Annotated in this window: 11 protein-coding genes; 4 read left to right on the forward strand and 7 right to left on the reverse strand. The window is 68.8% G+C overall.

Annotated elements, in window-relative coordinates; genetic code table 11:
- Nucleotides 1-128 precede the first annotated feature (128 nt).
- From AC1DN0_RS04530 to AC1DN0_RS04555, 6 genes are all read right to left on the reverse strand, one after another.
- A complete protein-coding gene (locus tag AC1DN0_RS04530; protein ID WP_477111413.1) occupies nt 129-6323 on the reverse strand; it encodes an Hpt domain-containing protein in 6195 nt (2064 codons plus the stop codon).
- 70 nt (nt 6324-6393) lie between these two features.
- Nucleotides 6394-8562 carry a methyl-accepting chemotaxis protein gene (locus AC1DN0_RS04535; RefSeq protein ID WP_477145564.1) on the reverse strand — a complete coding sequence of 723 codons (2169 nt, stop codon included), beginning with the start codon at nt 8560-8562 and terminating at the stop codon, nt 6394-6396.
- A 62-nt stretch (nt 8563-8624) separates the two neighbouring features.
- The gene (locus AC1DN0_RS04540; protein WP_441637088.1) at nt 8625-9194 is read right to left on the reverse strand and encodes a chemotaxis protein CheW; all 570 of its coding nucleotides are present in this window, start codon (nt 9192-9194) and stop codon (nt 8625-8627) included.
- A 57-nt stretch (nt 9195-9251) separates the two neighbouring features.
- Nucleotides 9252-9620 carry a response regulator gene (locus tag AC1DN0_RS04545; protein ID WP_035859363.1) on the reverse strand — a complete coding sequence of 123 codons (369 nt, stop codon included), beginning with the start codon at nt 9618-9620 and terminating at the stop codon, nt 9252-9254.
- A gap of 32 nt (nt 9621-9652) precedes the next feature.
- Complete coding sequence (locus AC1DN0_RS04550) at nt 9653-10153, reverse strand: response regulator (protein ID WP_441637090.1); 501 nt, start codon at nt 10151-10153, stop codon at nt 9653-9655.
- 419 nt (nt 10154-10572) lie between these two features.
- A complete protein-coding gene (locus AC1DN0_RS04555; protein ID WP_006159034.1) occupies nt 10573-10743 on the reverse strand; it encodes a rubredoxin in 171 nt (56 codons plus the stop codon).
- A gap of 215 nt (nt 10744-10958) precedes the next feature.
- On the opposite strand from AC1DN0_RS04555, the gene hemL reads away from it, so the two are divergent.
- A complete protein-coding gene (gene hemL, locus AC1DN0_RS04560) occupies nt 10959-12248 on the forward strand; it encodes a glutamate-1-semialdehyde 2,1-aminomutase (protein WP_441637092.1) in 1290 nt (429 codons plus the stop codon).
- A gap of 44 nt (nt 12249-12292) precedes the next feature.
- On the opposite strand, the gene dapA is transcribed toward hemL, so the two are convergent.
- Nucleotides 12293-13213: a 4-hydroxy-tetrahydrodipicolinate synthase gene (gene dapA / locus AC1DN0_RS04565; RefSeq protein ID WP_441637094.1), complete on the reverse strand. Its 921-nt coding sequence runs from the start codon at nt 13211-13213 to the stop codon at nt 12293-12295.
- A 436-nt stretch (nt 13214-13649) separates the two neighbouring features.
- On the opposite strand from dapA, the gene AC1DN0_RS04570 reads away from it, so the two are divergent.
- From AC1DN0_RS04570 to AC1DN0_RS04580, 3 genes are read left to right on the forward strand one after another with little or no spacing between them, the layout of a single operon-like run.
- Nucleotides 13650-14270, forward strand: a complete 621-nt coding sequence (locus AC1DN0_RS04570; RefSeq protein ID WP_441637096.1) for a LemA family protein — start codon at nt 13650-13652, stop codon at nt 14268-14270.
- Between the two features lie 15 nt (nt 14271-14285).
- A complete protein-coding gene (locus AC1DN0_RS04575) occupies nt 14286-15152 on the forward strand; it encodes a TPM domain-containing protein (RefSeq protein WP_477102636.1) in 867 nt (288 codons plus the stop codon).
- A 6-nt stretch (nt 15153-15158) separates the two neighbouring features.
- Entirely contained in the window at nt 15159-15662 is a 504-nt protein-coding gene (locus tag AC1DN0_RS04580; protein ID WP_441626407.1) for a TPM domain-containing protein, read from the forward strand.
- Nucleotides 15663-15684: the final 22 nt, after the last annotated feature.

Below are 15684 nucleotides of genomic sequence, written 5' to 3' on the forward strand. Positions count from 1 at the left end.
ACTTTCTTGGAAACTTTCTTGGAAAGACAAGAAAGTAGGTCGCCGCCCCGCAGGGGTGGTGAAACCGCCTTTGACTTTAGGGCTTTTAGGCTTTTAGGCTTTAAGTCTTTGACGCCAAGCCCCCCACCTCAATTCCCCGCATCCTCCCCCAACATCTGCGCCACCGACCCCGCCGTCCCCGCCGCACGCTCACCCAGCAACTGATGCAACGTAGTGAGCAGCTCATCCTCGTTATACGGCTTGCCCAGGTAGACATTGACACCGATCTCCGCAGCATAGCGGCGATGCTTCTCCGCCGTGCGCGAGGTAATCATCACCAGCGGCATATGCGCGGTACGGCTATCCGCCCGCACATTGCGAGTCAGGTCGAAGCCATCCATATGCGGCATCTCGATATCGACCAACATGGCATCCGGCATCATCTCCTGCAACTGCCGCAACGCATCCACGCCGTCCCGCGCGAGCGCCACCTGATAACCCGCGCGTGTCAGCAAGCGATGCGTGACCTTGCGCACGGTCAGCGAATCGTCCACCACCATGACGGTAGGCTGCGTGCCCAGGCCCTGCACCGGCGCGGCTTCGCCGTGTGAGAGTTCAGCCACCGCGCCCAGCAGCGCCGGTTGCGCCAGTTGCGCCGGTTGTTGCGCCAGGTAGGTGAGATCGGCGATCCGCGGACGCGCCGCCTCGCCGCGTTCGCGCACGAAGCGCTGCGCCAGCACCACCGGGTTGTAGATCAGCACGATCTCGCCATCGCCCAGCGTGGTCGCGCCGGCAATGCCTTCCAGGCGCGCCAGGTGCGGGCCGATGTGCTTGACCACCACTTCGCGGTTGCCGATCACTTCGTCCACGTGCACGGCGATGCGTTCGGCGCCGCTGCGCACCACCACCACCGGCGAATACTTCTTGCCCGCGGCAATCGCGGGCGTTTCCTCCAGCAACGTCCCGAGGTAATGGAACGGCACCGCGCCGCCGGGCACGTCGAGGCTGCCCTGGTTGTAGGCTTCGAGCAGCCCTTGCGAGCGCAATTGCTGGACCTGGTCGATCATGCCGCTCGGGATGGCGAACGGCCGGCCGCCCAGCGTGACCAGCAGCACCTGCGTGATGGCGGTTGTCAGCGGCAGGTGCACGGTAAAGCGGGTGCCTTGTCCGGATTGCGTGGCCAGCGCGATGCGCCCGCCCAGCGTCACGGTCTCGGCGCGCACCACGTCCATGCCGACGCCGCGCCCGGCAAGTTCCGAGACGCTATCGGCCGTGCTGAAGCCGGGGGCGAAGATCAGTTCCGTGAGCCGCGCATCGCCCGCATCGTCGTCCGGGGACAGCAGCTCTCGCTCGATGGCCCGCGCACGGATGCGGGCGAGGTCAAGGCCGCCGCCATCGTCGACGAAATGCAGCACCACCTCGTTGCCTTCCTGCTGCACTTCCAGCGTCAGCGCGCCGGCGGCCGGCTTGCCCGCGGCGCGGCGGACCTCGGCCGCCTCGATGCCATGCACCACCGCATTGCGGATCAGGTGTTCGATCGGGCCGGCCATGCGGTCCAGCACCGAGCGGTCGACTTCCACGGTGCCGCCCTTGATCAGCAGGCGCACGTCCTTGCCGGTCTCGCTGGAGGCCTGCCGCGCCACGCGGTACAGGCGTTCGGCCAGCGCGTCGAACTGCACCATGCGCGCCTGCATCAGGCTGCGCTGCAAGCCGCGCGTGAGGCGGGCCTGCGCATCGAGGTCGCCAGTGGCGCGGTCAAAGCCCCGCTGCAGGTTCTGCTCGACGGTTGCCACGTCGTTGACCGACTCGGCCATCATCCGCGTCAGTTCCTGGAAGCGCGTGAAGCGGTCGAACTCGAGCGGATCGAATTCCTGCTTGTGCTGGGCGTCGGCGATGCGCGAGGCCATCTGCGACTCCGCCTGGATCTCGATCTCGCGCAACTGGCCGCGCAAGCGCGCCACGTTGTCGTTGAGTTCGCCCAGGTAGCTGCGCATCGCATCCAGTTCGCTTTCCAGCCGCGCGCGCGTTGCGCCGACTTCGCCGGCGTCGGTGATCAGCGTATCCAGCGTGCGGGCCTGGACTCGCACCAGCGCGCGCTGGCGTTCGCCGGCGTCCGCTGCCGGCGCCAGCGCGTCGCCCGGCGCAGGCACCACGGGGCGCACGGGCCCGGCTTGCAGCCAGGGCTGTACGGCGGAACGCGCCAACGGCGCCGGGCTGCCCTCGCCACCACCTTGCGGGGCATCCTGTGGTGCATCTTGGGCGGGTACCGGCGTGCCGGCCATGTCCGCCGGGGCCCGCGCCGCCGGCGCGCTGTTCAGCCCGGTCAGGGCGTTGATCAGGTCGGCATCGTCCACCGGCAGCAGGCGGCCAGCCTGCAGCGCCTCGCTATGCGCGAGGATGCGGTCGTACCAGGCATACAGGCGCACGAACAAGACCGGCCCGACGCGATCCGCGCGCACGGCGGCGTCGAGCAGGGTCTCCATCTCGTGGGCTGCCTGGCCCAGCGCCATCGCGCCGGCCATGCGCGCACTGCCCTTGAGCGTATGCAAGGCGCGCAGGATCAGGCCAGCGTGGCTGGCGTGCCGGCCATCGCCGGACGCCGTCTCCCAGCCGCGCAGCAGCTTGCCCAGTTCGGGGAGGCTGCCGTGCGCCTCTTCCAGGAAAATCTCGACGAGCGCCGGATCGAGGGATTCTTCCGCAGCCATTTCATCGGCCAGCGGGTGCGCAGCGCCCGCGATTTCATGCACATCCGCGGCGCCGGGCGCCGGCGGGATCCTGCCGGTGTCGGCATGCGCGAAGAAGGAAGCTTCGCCCGTGTTGGCCGCATCGGCATGACCGGCATCCACACCCGCCGTATCCAATACCGTGATGGCGGCATCGTACAGCGCGCCGGCATTGGCCGCGGGCGCCAGCTTGCCGAACAACAGCGCAACCGGCGCGTCCTCCGCCTCGGGCGGCAACTCCGGCGCCGCCGGCATCGCCAGCCGCGGCCGCACCATGGCACGCTCGCCCAACTCGGCGAGACTGCGGCAGAGCGCTTCGTCGGCGGCCGGCCAGATGCCGGCGGCAAACTGGTGCAACATGCCGCGCACGCGCTCGACCGCCTGCTCCAGCAGGCGGAAGTCGCCAGGGTGCATCGCCACCGGGTGCGCGCCGAGTTGCAGCATCAGGCGCTCCAGCACCTCGGCAATCGCGCGCACCGGCTCCAGTCCGACCGTGGACGCGCTGCCTTGCAACGTGTGCGCCACGCGCAATGCCAGCTCGCTCGGGCAGGGCCGGCCTTCGTGGCGCCACTCGGAAACATCGGTGGCGAACTGGCGGATCAGGTCGTCGGCTTCCTGCAGGTAGACGTTGTACAGCGGCAGGCTGATACGCACCGGGCCGATCAGCTTGTAGTGATCGTTTTCCTCCGCGGGCGTGCTGGCGAAACGGAAGGGAATGACTTTGGCGTCCGCCCCGGCGCTGGCATCGTCGCCGGCTCCGGCCGCCGGAAGACCGGCCTGTGCCTCCTGTTCCGGCTCCGTTTCCGGTTCCGGTTCTGCCTGCCCTTGCTGCACCTGCCCGCTCTGCGCATCCAGGGACTGTGGCGCCACAAGGTCATGGCCCGATGCCGGCTCCGGCTGTTCGCCCGCGCGCACGGACTGTGCCACGGCCAGCAGGCCGGCGGCATCGTGCACCGCCTCGGCATCGCCGCGCAGCGCCTGGGCCCAGCCGGCAAGCTCCTGGTGGGCGCGCAACAACAGGTCCAGCAGGGCCTGCGCGGGGGCGCGTGCCTCGGCAATCCACAGATTCATCACCTGCTCGATGGCCCAGGCCACCTCGCCATAGCGGTGCAGGCCCACCATCCGGCTGGAACCCTTCAGCGTATGGAAGGCGCGCCGCAGGCGGCTGATGGTATCGGCATCCTGCAGCGCCGGCAGACCGCCGTCGAGATCGCTGGCGACCTCGCCCAGCACCTCGACGGATTCGCTGAGGAAAATGTCGAGCAGTTCGGCATCGATGCCGGCCGCATCTGCCTTCTCGGGCTTCTCGCTCTTCTGCGCATCCCCGGCCGCAGCCGGCATCGCGGGTGCGCCCGGTGCACCGGCCGGCAGCGCATCGGCCAGCGCCACCACCAGCCGCTCCGCCGCGCCGTGGGAACCGGCCAGCCAGGCATTGAGCTGGGTGGTGGCTTCGATGGCCTGGCGGCGCAAAGCGGCAGCATCGTCGATGGCGGCCTGTTCATTCATGGCCTGCAGCGCCGCGCGCAGCGTCTTCACCTCGGGCGCGTCGGCGGCGGCCGGGTGGCGCACGGCATCGCTGGCAGCCGCGCGCGCCCTGGCAAGCAGGGCCGCGTGGGAGACGGCGCCGCTTTGCACGGCCTGGCCGTCAGCCTTGGCGGCCTCGTCCCGCACCTCCGCCGCCGGGCTCCGGCCAAAGGCCAGCGCATCGATAAAGGCATGCACGGCGCCGAGTTCGCCGGCGATCGCGGCAAGCCGGGCGGCGCGCTCGCTCGCGGCGTGGGCCTCGTTGCCCGCACCGGTAGCGGCATCGCCCGGGACTTGCGTGGCGCGGGCGCCAGCGAGCCACTCCAGGGCTGGCATCACGCGCTCCAATGCCATCGCTACCGCCTGCGCGTCGGCGCGCAGCGCGTCGGGCAGCGCGCCGGCGTCGCGCAATTGCTCCAGCGTGCCGGCCAGCGCCACGAACGCGCGCTCGGCATCGCGCAGGTGTGCGCCGGCCTCGGCGCGGGCGGCGTCGCGGTCATAGGCATCGAGCCACGATTCGCCGCTGTCGAGATGGCCGCGCAACTGCGCGACCGCGGCCTCGCGCAAGCGTTGCGCGCGCGCCTGGTCCACCATCTGTGCGAGCCAGCGCGGGGGCGGCGTCGCCTGGTCGCCGCGCTGGCGCTCGCCGAGATGCGAGGCCAGTTCATCGCAACGGTGCGCGAATTCAGCCGCCGCGGCATGGCCGGTGCTGCCATGCACACGCCACGGCAAGGCAAGCGCACGCCCCAGGAACAGCGCGATGGCGCCGATGCCGCCAAGATTGTCATCGCCGGAACGGACCTGCAGCGCAGGGTGCGCGGCGGCATCCAGGCAGCGCTGCAACGCCGGCTGGGCCAGCGGCTGCGCGGCTTCGGCCAGCACCGCCAGCGCGTTTTGCCATTCAATGTATTCCGCGCCGGCGCCCGCCGCCCGTTCGAGCGCGGCGGCCGCCTGCTGCAGGTTGTGCGTATCGATCGGGTCGAGCCAGCCGTAGTAGCGCACGCGGAAATCGGCATGCGCCGACGCATGCGCCGCGTCGATGCGGAAGGCTTGCATGCACTCGCGGATGGCAGAGCGCAGCACCAGCACGGCCGCGCTCTCCGGCTCGCTGGCGGCCGGCATCCTGCTCGTGGTGACCAGCAAATACACGGCATCGTTGAGCAGCGCCTGGGGCACCCGCACCTGGCCCTGCAGGTACTGGCGCAGCAGCAGGTGCGCACGCCCCGCCAGCCGCTTGGCCAGCAGGTCCGACGGCAGCAGGCCGTGGGCCAGCGCGCCAAACACCAGCGCCAGCACGTGCCACACGCCGCGGTCCGGGTGATCGGTGGCGCGGCGCAGCTCCTGTTCGCTCGCGCGCACGTCTTCCAGCGCGGATTCCAGCGGCAGATACGCTTCGCGCAACAGGCTGGGTTCGGAGCATGGCACCGGCAGGCGCAGCGCCTTGAGCAAGGCGCCCTCGAAACGCTGGCGCGCGCGCGTCACGGTGGAGGCCATGCGCGTCGGCAGCAGGATGCCGGGCAGCATCTGCAGTTCGTCGACCCACAGGTCGGCAGGGTGCACGCGGTCCTCGCCGAGCCGGCCCAGCACGTCGGCATAGGAGCAAAACAGCCGCACCGGATCTTCATCGTCGCCGACCATCAGGTCATCGACGTACTCGGCCAGCGCCTGCACGCCAAGGCGGAAGGCGGCCAAGGTCTGGGCGTCGGCGGCGACTGCCCCGCCGTCGATGCCTTCCAGCAGCCGGCGCAACGCCTGGCAATACGGATCGACACCGCGCAGGCCAACGATATGCACGGCGCCCGCGGCCTGGTGCAGATGCTGCCCCGCCAGGCGCAGCGAGGTGGTGTCCCGCGCGCCCAGCGCTTCGGGCGCCTGCTGCACTTCATCGACGTAATGACCCAGTTCGGCCGCGGCATCGTCCAGCGCGGCGCGCAGGCTCGGCGCCAGCCAGGCCAGCACGGAAAGGTCGCGCGCTACCGGGGCGGCGGGCGGAGCGACGGACAGGTCCCGTGCCGCAAAGGGCATCGGCGCCAGTGGATCCTGCACGGCCGGATCGGAGCCGGCGGCCTCGCGCGAGACAGGGAAATTCAATGACATGACTGCTTCCAATGCGTCCAATGCGGTGGCGCCGGCCCGTGGCCCGCTCGCGCGGCCCTTGCGTAACCCGTCAGGCGATCTTGAATCGCAGCACGGAGTTGCGCAGCTCTTCGGTCAGCAGAGTCAGCTGGCGCACCGACAGTGCGGTCTGCCGCGTGCCCGAGGAAGTCTGCTCGGTCACATGCAAGATGCCTTCGATATTGCGAGCCACCGCGGTGGCGAGCCCCGCCTCGTGCGAGGTGGTCTGCGAAATCTGCTCGATCAGCTCGGCGAGCTGGCGCGACACGCGGCCGATCTCCACCAGCGCGGCGCCGGCATTGTCGGACAGCTTGGCCCCTTCCACCACGCCTTGCGTGCTGCGCTCCATGGCGTGCACCGCATCCTGCGTATCGGTCTGGATGGTGCGGATCAGCGCGCCGATCTGCTTGGTTGCCTCGCCGGAGCGCTCGGCCAGGCGCTGCACTTCCTCGGCCACCACCGAGAAGCCGCGCCCGGCTTCGCCAGCCGATGCGGCCTGAATGGCGGCGTTGAGCGCCAGCACGTTGGTCTGCTCGGTAATGTCGGAAATCAGTTCGACGATTTCGCCGATCTCCTGCGACGATTCGCCCAGGCGCTTGATGCGTTTGGAGGTGTCCTGGATCTGCTCGCGGATGTCGTTCATGCCGACGATGGCGTTCTGCACCGCGTGCTGGCCCTGCTCGGCCGCGGCCAGCGAGGCGCGCGCCACGTTGGCGGATTCCGCCGCGCCGCGCGACACCTGCGTGATGCGATCCGCCATCTCCACCACCGATTCGCCGGTMTGGCGGATCTGGCGCGATTGCTCTTCCGACGCCGCGACCAGCTCGGTCGAGGTGTCCTGCACCTGGCTCGATGCCTGCGTCACCTCGCCGGCGGTCTGCTGCACGCGGCCCACCAGTTCGCGCAGTTCCTCCACCGTGTAGTTCACCGAGTCGGCGATGGCGCCGGTGATGTCCTCGGTCACGGTGGCCTGCTTGGTCAGGTCCCCGTCGGCGATGTCCTGCAGTTCGTTCATCAGCTGCAGAATGGCCTTCTGGGTAGCGTCGTTGTTGCGCTTTTCGTCCAGGCGGCGGGCTTCCGCCTCGCGTTCGCGGGCCTCCGCTTCGAGGGTACGGGCGCGGGAGTCGCGCAGGTACAGCGCGGCCAGGCCAGCCAGGAACAGCAGCGTGAGCAAGGCCGAGACGACGGTGGCGCCCAGCGTCAGCGGGCGCACGCGCGCGCCTTCGGCATAGGCTGCCTGCAGCGCGGACAGTTCGCCGCGCAGCGCCTCGTTGTCATTGAAGATCTGCTGCTGGGCGCGCTTGGCGGCGATCAGGCCGGGCAGGTTCTGCAGAATGGTCTGGGTGGTCTTCTGCACCGCGTCGAACCGCTGCGACAGCAGCTGCAGGTAGCCGCGGGTCTCTGCATCGCCGGCGGCGGACAAGCGCAGCGCTTCGCTGCCGTTCATCAGCCCGTCCAGGGTTTCGCGGAAGGTATTGGTGTCCTTGCCCAGCAGGAACGCGGTTTCCGGATTGACGCCTTCGCCCGCCAGGAACTCGTTGAGGTTCTTGCCCAGGCGCTGCGTCAGCATCACCAGCTGCGCGGAGGCAGCCACCTCGCGCGCGTTGGCGCCGCTCTGCAGCTTGATCGCCGCCACCTGCTCGGCGCTTTCCAGCAGTTCCGGGTTGGAAGCGTTGAAGATCTGCAGGGTCTGGCCGATGGTGGTCAGGGTTGGCTGCTGGGCCAGTACGTCGCCAGCGCTCTTCTCGGTGCGCTGCCAGGACTCCATGGCCTTTTCCAGCAACGGCGCGGCCGCCCCGCCGGTGGCACGCACGTGCTTGGCGTCGCTGCCGTTTTGCAGCGCCTGCAAGTCGCCGGCGAGTTCGCTCTTGGACTGGCGCAGCTGCGTGAAGGCCTGCGCATTGCCCAGCAGGGCCACCGGCACCGCCTTGGCCAGGCGCTGGGAGTGCATCAGCATGTCGCCCGCGATCTCGATCTGCGCGGCGCCGTTGTTGGCTTCGCGGTTGTCGAAATACACCGAGGCCAGCAGGGCGGTCAGCGACAGCACCACGCCCGCGGTCAGCGCGCGTTGCTGGCTGGCAAACGGGAGGCGGGAAAGCCTGTCCGAGAACCGCCGGGCCGGGGTGCTACGCGTGCCAGGCGCGGCGGCGGCATTCACCGCCGATTCGGCGGCACTGACCACCTGTGCCTGGCGACCCAGGTTGAACATCTTGAAGCCCATAGCACCCTCTGTCCGTTATTTTTCGATTTTGATTTGTTGCAGCGGGCATGCCCGCGCGACGCTCAGGCGGCCTGCCGGCCCACCTGCAGGAAGGCCGGAGACGCCAGCAACCTGCGCACGTCGAGCACCTGCCAGTCACGCCCGTCGCGGTCGGCAAAACGGGCGCCCTCCCATTCCGGCGCCGCCTCCTGCCGAGCCGGCGCCCGGTCCGCGGACTCCGCCGGCAAGGACAGGTCGCCTGCATGACGCAGCCCGATCACGCGCGTGGCAAGAATGCCGCAAGCGCGCTCCACCTGGCGCGACAGCACCACGATCTTGCTGCCCGGCTGCAGCGCGGTGGCTCCCTCGCCGCAGAACAGGCCGAAATCGATCACGCCCAGCAGGCTGCCGCGTGCATTCACCAGTCCCGTGTACCAGGACTGCGTCAGCGGCACGCGGCTGGGCTGGCGCATCTCCAGCACCTCGCCCGTCTGCGGCAACGGCAGCAGCCAGTGCCGCTGGCCTACCTGCAAACCCAGGTAGCTGTCCACCGCCGGCAGGTTGCGCGCCTCGCGCAGGCGGCGGGCCAGCATGGCCTGGTAGTCCTGCAGCCGGGTCTGGCGGGCACGGAGGTCCTGGCGCGGCGCGTTCATGGTCGAGGTCCGGATGATAGGCGTAGGGAGGGAGCGGGTGCAGGATCGGCGCCTGGCTCAGTGGGTCAGCGCGGCGATCTTGGTGAGCAGTTCTTCGCCGTCGACCGGCTTGACGATGTAGTCTGCCGCGCCCTGGCGCATGCCCCAGATGCGGTCGGTGTCCAGGCCCTTGCTGGTGCACATGATCACGGGAATGTCCTTGAAGCGGTCGTCGCGCTTGATCGCGCGGGTCGCCTGGTAGCCGTTCTGGCCAGGCATCACCACGTCCATCAGGATCAGGTCGAAGGCTTCCTTCTCGAGCCGGGCGAAGGCCTGGTCGCTATTGCCGGCCACCGACACCTTGAAACCCTTCTTGCCGAGCAGGTCGGACATGAACAGGGCTTCGGTCGGGGAGTCGTCAACGATAAGGATTTTGCTGATAGTCATGAATATTCCTTGATATGCGCCTTGATATGCGCTCAAGCCGGCAAGGGGCTGGCCACGGCGGCGGCGCGCGGCACGCAGGCATCGACCGCCAGCAGCAGCGACTCGCGGGTAAACGGCTTGGCGAGATGGTCTTGCGCGCCGACCAGGCGGCCGCGCGAGCGGTCGAACACGCCGTCGCGGGAGGACAGCATGATCACCGGGATGGCATGGAATCGGGGGCTTTTCTTGATCAGGGCGCAGGTCTGGTAGCCATCCAGGCGCGGCATCAGGATGTCGCAGAAGATCAGGTCCGGATGCATGTCGCCGACCTTGGCGAGTGCCTCGAAGCCGTCTTCGGCGAGCAGCACCTGGCAGCCTGCCTGGGACAGGAAGATCTCGGCGGTGCGGCGGATGGTGCTGGAATCGTCGATGACGAGCACCTTGCGGCGCGCCGGCGCAGGCGCAGCAACGCCGCTGGCGCTGACGCCAGTTTCGACCGCGCCGCTGACCTCGGCGTTGACCCGAATGCTTTCTTGTAGTTGAGCGACCCGCATCTCGTTCCCGCGACCAGCGTGCTTCCCAGGGGGAAAGCGCCGGCATTCACTTGAGAACTTCCGCGCGGCGCAGCTGCCTGCCCCGACGGACCCCCGAAACAAAAACGATTTGATTCCCGAAAACGCGCCGGACCGGTGACCCGGTACGCGGCAAACGGCGGCGCGTGGTACCCGCGCCTGCCAAGGTCCACCCCCCTAAGGGATGGATTTTCAAATTTGAAACAGAGTGTGACAAGTCGCCGTGGGGCCGTCAATCCGGAAACCGGGGCAGCCCCGCCCGATCTGTCGCATTGACGCGACGCGCTACGGCGGGCCGGCGGCGTTCGTCACGGCCGCGTCATGCCCCCGCATTGCCAAATCACGCCGGCCGGCCTGACCTGGCGGGCGACGAACGGCTTGCGCGGTACGATGCGGCAGCTTTACAGGGCCACCATCTCGAAATCTTCCTTGCGCGCGCCACATTCCGGGCAGGTCCAGTTGATGGGCACGTCTTCCCATTTGGTGCCGGGGGCAATGCCGTCTTCGGGCGCGCCGGTGGCCTCGTCGTAAATCCACCCGCAGATCAGGCACATCCAGGTCTTGTATTCCATAACGGTACAGTCACTCTCCATTAAAATTCAGGGCCAGATGGTACCGAATCGGCGCCGCCGGCGCCAGCAGGGCAAGTACGATTCGGGCCAAATACGCCGTGTTCGCGCACGTTACCCGGCAAATGCCTCGCATTTCGACTCTTTTGCCGGCATTTTCCACGTAACTTGCTGCCTGATAGAACGCGTTTCTCCCGCTTTTGATTTCACGCAAAGCCATGTCTCGTAACCAGCAGCTCTTCGACCGCGCACAGCAAACCATTCCGGGCGGCGTCAATTCGCCCGTGCGCGCCTTTCGCTCGGTGGGCGGCACCCCCCGCTTCATCACGCGCGCCGAAGGCGCTTACATGTGGGACGCCGATGGCCAGCGCTACATCGACTATATCGGCTCCTGGGGCCCGATGATCGTCGGCCACGCCCACCCCGAGGTGGTGCGCGCGGTGCAGGAGACCGCTGGTCTCAGCTTCTCCTTTGGGGCGCCGACCGAAGCCGAAATCGAGATGGCCGAGGAAATCTGCAAGCTGGTGCCGTCGATCGAGCAGGTGCGGCTGGTTTCCTCCGGCACCGAGGCCACCATGAGCGCGCTGCGCCTGGCGCGCGGCTTTGCCAAGCGCGACCTGATCGTCAAGTTCGAGGGCTGCTACCACGGCCACGCCGACAGCCTGCTGGTCAAGGCGGGGTCCGGCCTGCTGACCTTTGCCGACACCACCAAGAACGCGCCCTCCTCGGCCGGCGTGCCCGCCGACGTGACCAAGCACACCATGGTGCTGGAATACAACAACGTCGAGCAGCTGGAGCAAGCCTTTATCAAGCATGCCGACGAGATCGCCGCGGTGATCGTGGAGCCGGTGGCCGGCAATATGAACCTGGTGCGCGCCAGCGATGCCTTCCTGCAAGCGATGCGCTCGCTGTGCACCAAGTACGGCGCGGTGCTGATCTTCGACGAGGTGATGACCGGCTTCCGCGTGGCGCTGGGCGGCGCGCAGGCGCACTACGGCATCACGCCGGACATGACCTGCCTGGGCAAGGTGATCGGCGGCGGCATGCCGGCGGCGGCCTTTGGCGGCCGGCGCGACATCATGGCCTGCCTGGCGCCGCTGGGCGGCGTGTACCAGGCCGGCACGCTATCGGGCAACCCGCTGGCGGTGGCGGCCGGGCTGACCACGCTCAAGCTGATCCAGGCGCCGGGCTTCCATGACCGGCTCGCCGCGCAAACCCGCAAGCTGGCCGACGGACTGGCCGCGGCTGCCCGCGAAGCCGGCGTGCCGTTCGCCGCGGACGCCATCGGCGGCATGTTCGGCCTGTACTTCCGCGAGGGCGTGCCGGGCAGCTTCGCCGAAGTCACGCAGTGCGATACGGCCCGCTTCAACCGCTTCTTCCACGCCATGCTGGATACAGGCGTCTACCTGGCGCCGTCCGCCTACGAGGCGGGCTTCGTCTCGGCGCAGCACGACGACGCCATCCTGGCCGCCACCATCGACGCCGCCCGCAAGGCCTTCGCGGCCTGAGGGTTCGCCGGCCGCGACCGCCCCGCCCTGGGGCTGGGCGCGGCTCAGCCGAGCAGATCGGGCGCAGCCGCCCCGATCTGCTCGCAGGCCTGCGCCAGTGCCGCCTGCAGCCCTGCGCTGGCGGGGGTCATCGGCGCGCGCAACTCATCGCGCAGCCATCCCTCCCGCGTCAGCATGGCCTTGAGCGGACCCGGATTGGGCTCCGTGAACAGCAGGCGGATCATCGGCATCAAGGCATGGAAGATCCGGCGCGCCGGGTCCAGCCGCTGCCCGGCCACTGCCCTGGCCAGCGCCGCGAACAGTTCCGGATATAGGTGGGCCGACGCGATGATCGCGCCCGTGCCGCCCAGGCACAGCGTACCCAGCACCTGGTGATCCTCGCCCGCCAGCACGGCGAGGCGTCCGTCCGCAATCACGGACTGCGTGCCGTGGTAGTCCCCGCCGCAGTCCTTGATGGCACGGATATTCGGATGGGTGGCCAGCGCCAGGATGGTTTCCGTCTCCAGCTTCACGCCGGTCCGGTAGGGAATGTCGTACAGCACCAGCGGCGCGGCGGCGCTGTCGGCCAGCGCATGGAAATAGTCCAGCAGGCCCGCCTGCGACGGGCGGACGTAGTAAGGCGCGGGCGCGAGCAGCCCGGCCAGCGGCCGCTCGGCAAGGCGGCGCACGCGCACCTGCACCTGCTTCAACTGGCTGCCCGCCACGCCCATGATCACCGGCAAGGCGCCGGCGCCGGACAGCACGGTGTCGAGCACGGCCAGTTGCTCCGCTTCGTCGAGGGCAGCCGCCTCTCCGGTGCTGCCACACACCACGAAGCCAGCGATGCCGCTACCGGCATAGCGCGCCACTAGCCGGGCCAGCGCGCCATGATCGACGGCGCCGCCGGCAAACGGCGTCACCAGCGGCAGCCAGATTCCAGAAAATACTTGTTGTGCTTGCTGCTGTGCTTGTTGAACTGCTTGCATCGGATCACTCCTGTGCGACCGGTCAATAAAACCGTGCAGAAGTGCGCCGGGTGGCAGATGAGCCCGCGTGGGCAGTGGGAAAGCATGAACCTGGCCTCGCCCCCTGTACGCCTGTGCGCAGGTGCCGTTCCGTCGCTCATCTGACGGAACAGCGCCCCGGTCAGACGAGCGGCTGTTTTTTGGCTTTGGCGCGCGCCGGCACCTGCCGCTGCGAGGCAGCGGAAGCAGGAGCGGAAATCATCGAAAAGGCGCGCATTGCAGGTTCGGGCTGGATGGTGATGCGGCACGGCGCCCGGCGGACACCGCCGTCGCAACCACGGCAGAGACGACAATCTACCCGTCTGGCCATGCCGCCGTCAAGCCACCCCCAAGTCATTTTGATTGCCCAGCCGGCCCCTGCGCTACACTGGTAATTCCACGAATTCCGGAGTCCTCGATGCGCGCATCCCTTCCCCTGTCCCTGTCCTCCGGGCAGTCCGTCTTGCGCTGGCTCATGCTGGCCTTGTGCGCGAGCCTGTTGTCCGCCTGCGGCTACAACGACTTCCAGACCAAGGACGAGGCCGTCAAGGCGGCCTGGGGCGAGGTGATCAACCAGTACCAGCGCCGCGCCGACCTGATCCCCAACCTGGTCAACACCGTCAAGGGCTACGCCACGCATGAGCGCGAGACGCTCGAGGCGGTCACCAAGGCCCGCGCCGCGGCTACCAGCATCCAGGTCTCGCCCGAGACGCTCAACGATCCTGAAGCGTTCAAGCGCTTCCAGCAGGCCCAGGGCGAGCTGAGCGGCGCGTTGTCGCGCCTGCTCGCGGTGTCGGAAAACTATCCGCAGCTCAAGGCCGATGCCTCCTTCCGCGACCTGCAGTCGCAGCTCGAAGGGACGGAGAACCGCATCACGGTGGCGCGCCAGCGCTACATCGCCGCGGTGCGCGACTACAACATCCTGGCGCGCAGCTTCCCCACCAACCTGACCGCGATGGTCTTCAAGTACCCGGTCAAGCCGTCGTTCTCGGTGGAAAACGAGAAAGCCATCTCAGCGCCGCCGGCGGTGAAGTTCTGATACGGACCGATGGCTATGCCGCATCTCCCTGAGCGCAGTGGCTGGACGGCCGCCATGCTGGCGCTGATGCTGTGGCTGGGCGCGCTGCTGGCGCCGCCCGCCATGGCCGCCGGCGACGGCTTCGTGGTGGTGCCGCCGCTCACGCAGCGGGTCACCGACCTCACCGGCACGCTGAGCGCCAGCCAGCGCGGCGCGCTGGAGAACGTGCTGGCCGAGTACGAGCAGCAGCGCGGCAGCCAGATCTTCGTGCTGATGGTGCCGACCACCGAGCCCGAGCCGATCGACGCCTACAGCATCCGCGTGGCCGACGCCTGGCGCGCCGGGCGCAAAGGCATCGACGATGGCGTGATCCTGCTGATCGCCAAGGACAATCCGCCCGGTCTGCGCAAGATGCGCCTGGAGGTGGGACGCGGCGTGCAGGGCTCGCTCACCGACGCGATGTCCAAGCGCATCCTGCAAGACGTGATGGCGCCGCATTTCCGCCAGAACGATTTCTACGGCGGCATCGCGGCCGGCGTATCGGCCATCCAGGCCACCATCGACAAGGAGGCCCTGCCGGGCCCGCAGGCCGGTGGCAAGCCGGCCCAGAGCGGCTCGTGGACCGACTGGCTGCCGGTGCTGTTCCCGCTTGCCATCATCCTGTTCTTCTTTATCTCCGCGGCACGGCGCTCGGGCGGCTCGCGCATCGTGACGCGCGGGCGCGGCTGGGATGCTGCGGCCGGCGGACTGGGCGGCACCCTTGGCGGTCTCGGGGGCGGCGGCTGGGGACGTGGCGGCGGCGGTGGATTCGGAGGCGGAGGCGGAGGCGGTGGTGGTGGTGGCGGCTTCGGTGGCGGCGGCGGTGGTGGCTTCGACGGAGGCGGCGCCTCCGGCAACTGGTAACGGCATATGCCCCATTTCAAACGCGCACTGCGCCACCTGGGCACGCGCCCCGGTGCCGCCAGCAAGCACTTCCCCGCCGAAGCCCAGCAACAGTTGCAGCAGGCGGTACGCGCCGGCGAACGGCAGCATCGTGGCGAAGTGCGGGTGGTAATCGAATCCAGCCTGCCCGTGGGGCTAGCCTTCTCGGGCGTCAGCCCGCGCGAGCGCGCACGCGCCTTGTTCGGTGCGCTGGAGGTGTGGAACACCGAAGGCCATACCGGCGTGCTGCTGTATATCAACCTGGCCGATCACGCGGTCGAACTTCTGGCCGACCGCGGCATCGATGCCCGTGTGGGCCCGGATACCTGGCGCGCGATCTGCGACGAGCTGGCGAGCGGGCTGGCGCGGGAGCTGTCGGTCAGGCCTGTGCTGGCGGCGGTGGAGAAGATCCATCAGCTGCTGGCTGTGCATTTCCCCGCGGGCGACCGGCCCAATCCCAACGAACTCGACGACCGGCCGGTCATGCTGTAGCGCGCGGCGCATCCCGCCCAGC

This window comes from Cupriavidus sp. 05N39, assembly GCF_056397325.1.

Bases quoted from the DNA above. Each gene is read 5' to 3' on its own strand.
- AC1DN0_RS04530 (WP_477111413.1), bottom strand. From the start codon at position 6,323: ATGTCATTGAATTTCCCTGTCTCGCGCGAGGCCGCCGGCTCCGATCCG.
- AC1DN0_RS04540 (WP_441637088.1), bottom strand. From the start codon at position 9,194: ATGAACGCGCCGCGCCAGGACCTCCGTGCCCGCCAGACCCGGCTGCAG.
- AC1DN0_RS04545 (WP_035859363.1), bottom strand. From the start codon at position 9,620: ATGACTATCAGCAAAATCCTTATCGTTGACGACTCCCCGACCGAAGCC.
- AC1DN0_RS04550 (WP_441637090.1), bottom strand. From the start codon at position 10,153: ATGCGGGTCGCTCAACTACAAGAAAGCATTCGGGTCAACGCCGAGGTC.
- AC1DN0_RS04555 (WP_006159034.1), bottom strand. From the start codon at position 10,743: ATGGAATACAAGACCTGGATGTGCCTGATCTGCGGGTGGATTTACGAC.
- hemL (WP_441637092.1), top strand. From the start codon at position 10,959: ATGTCTCGTAACCAGCAGCTCTTCGACCGCGCACAGCAAACCATTCCG.
- dapA (WP_441637094.1), bottom strand. From the start codon at position 13,213: ATGCAAGCAGTTCAACAAGCACAGCAGCAAGCACAACAAGTATTTTCT.
- AC1DN0_RS04570 (WP_441637096.1), top strand. From the start codon at position 13,650: ATGCGCGCATCCCTTCCCCTGTCCCTGTCCTCCGGGCAGTCCGTCTTG.
- AC1DN0_RS04575 (WP_477102636.1), top strand. From the start codon at position 14,286: ATGCCGCATCTCCCTGAGCGCAGTGGCTGGACGGCCGCCATGCTGGCG.
- AC1DN0_RS04580 (WP_441626407.1), top strand. From the start codon at position 15,159: ATGCCCCATTTCAAACGCGCACTGCGCCACCTGGGCACGCGCCCCGGT.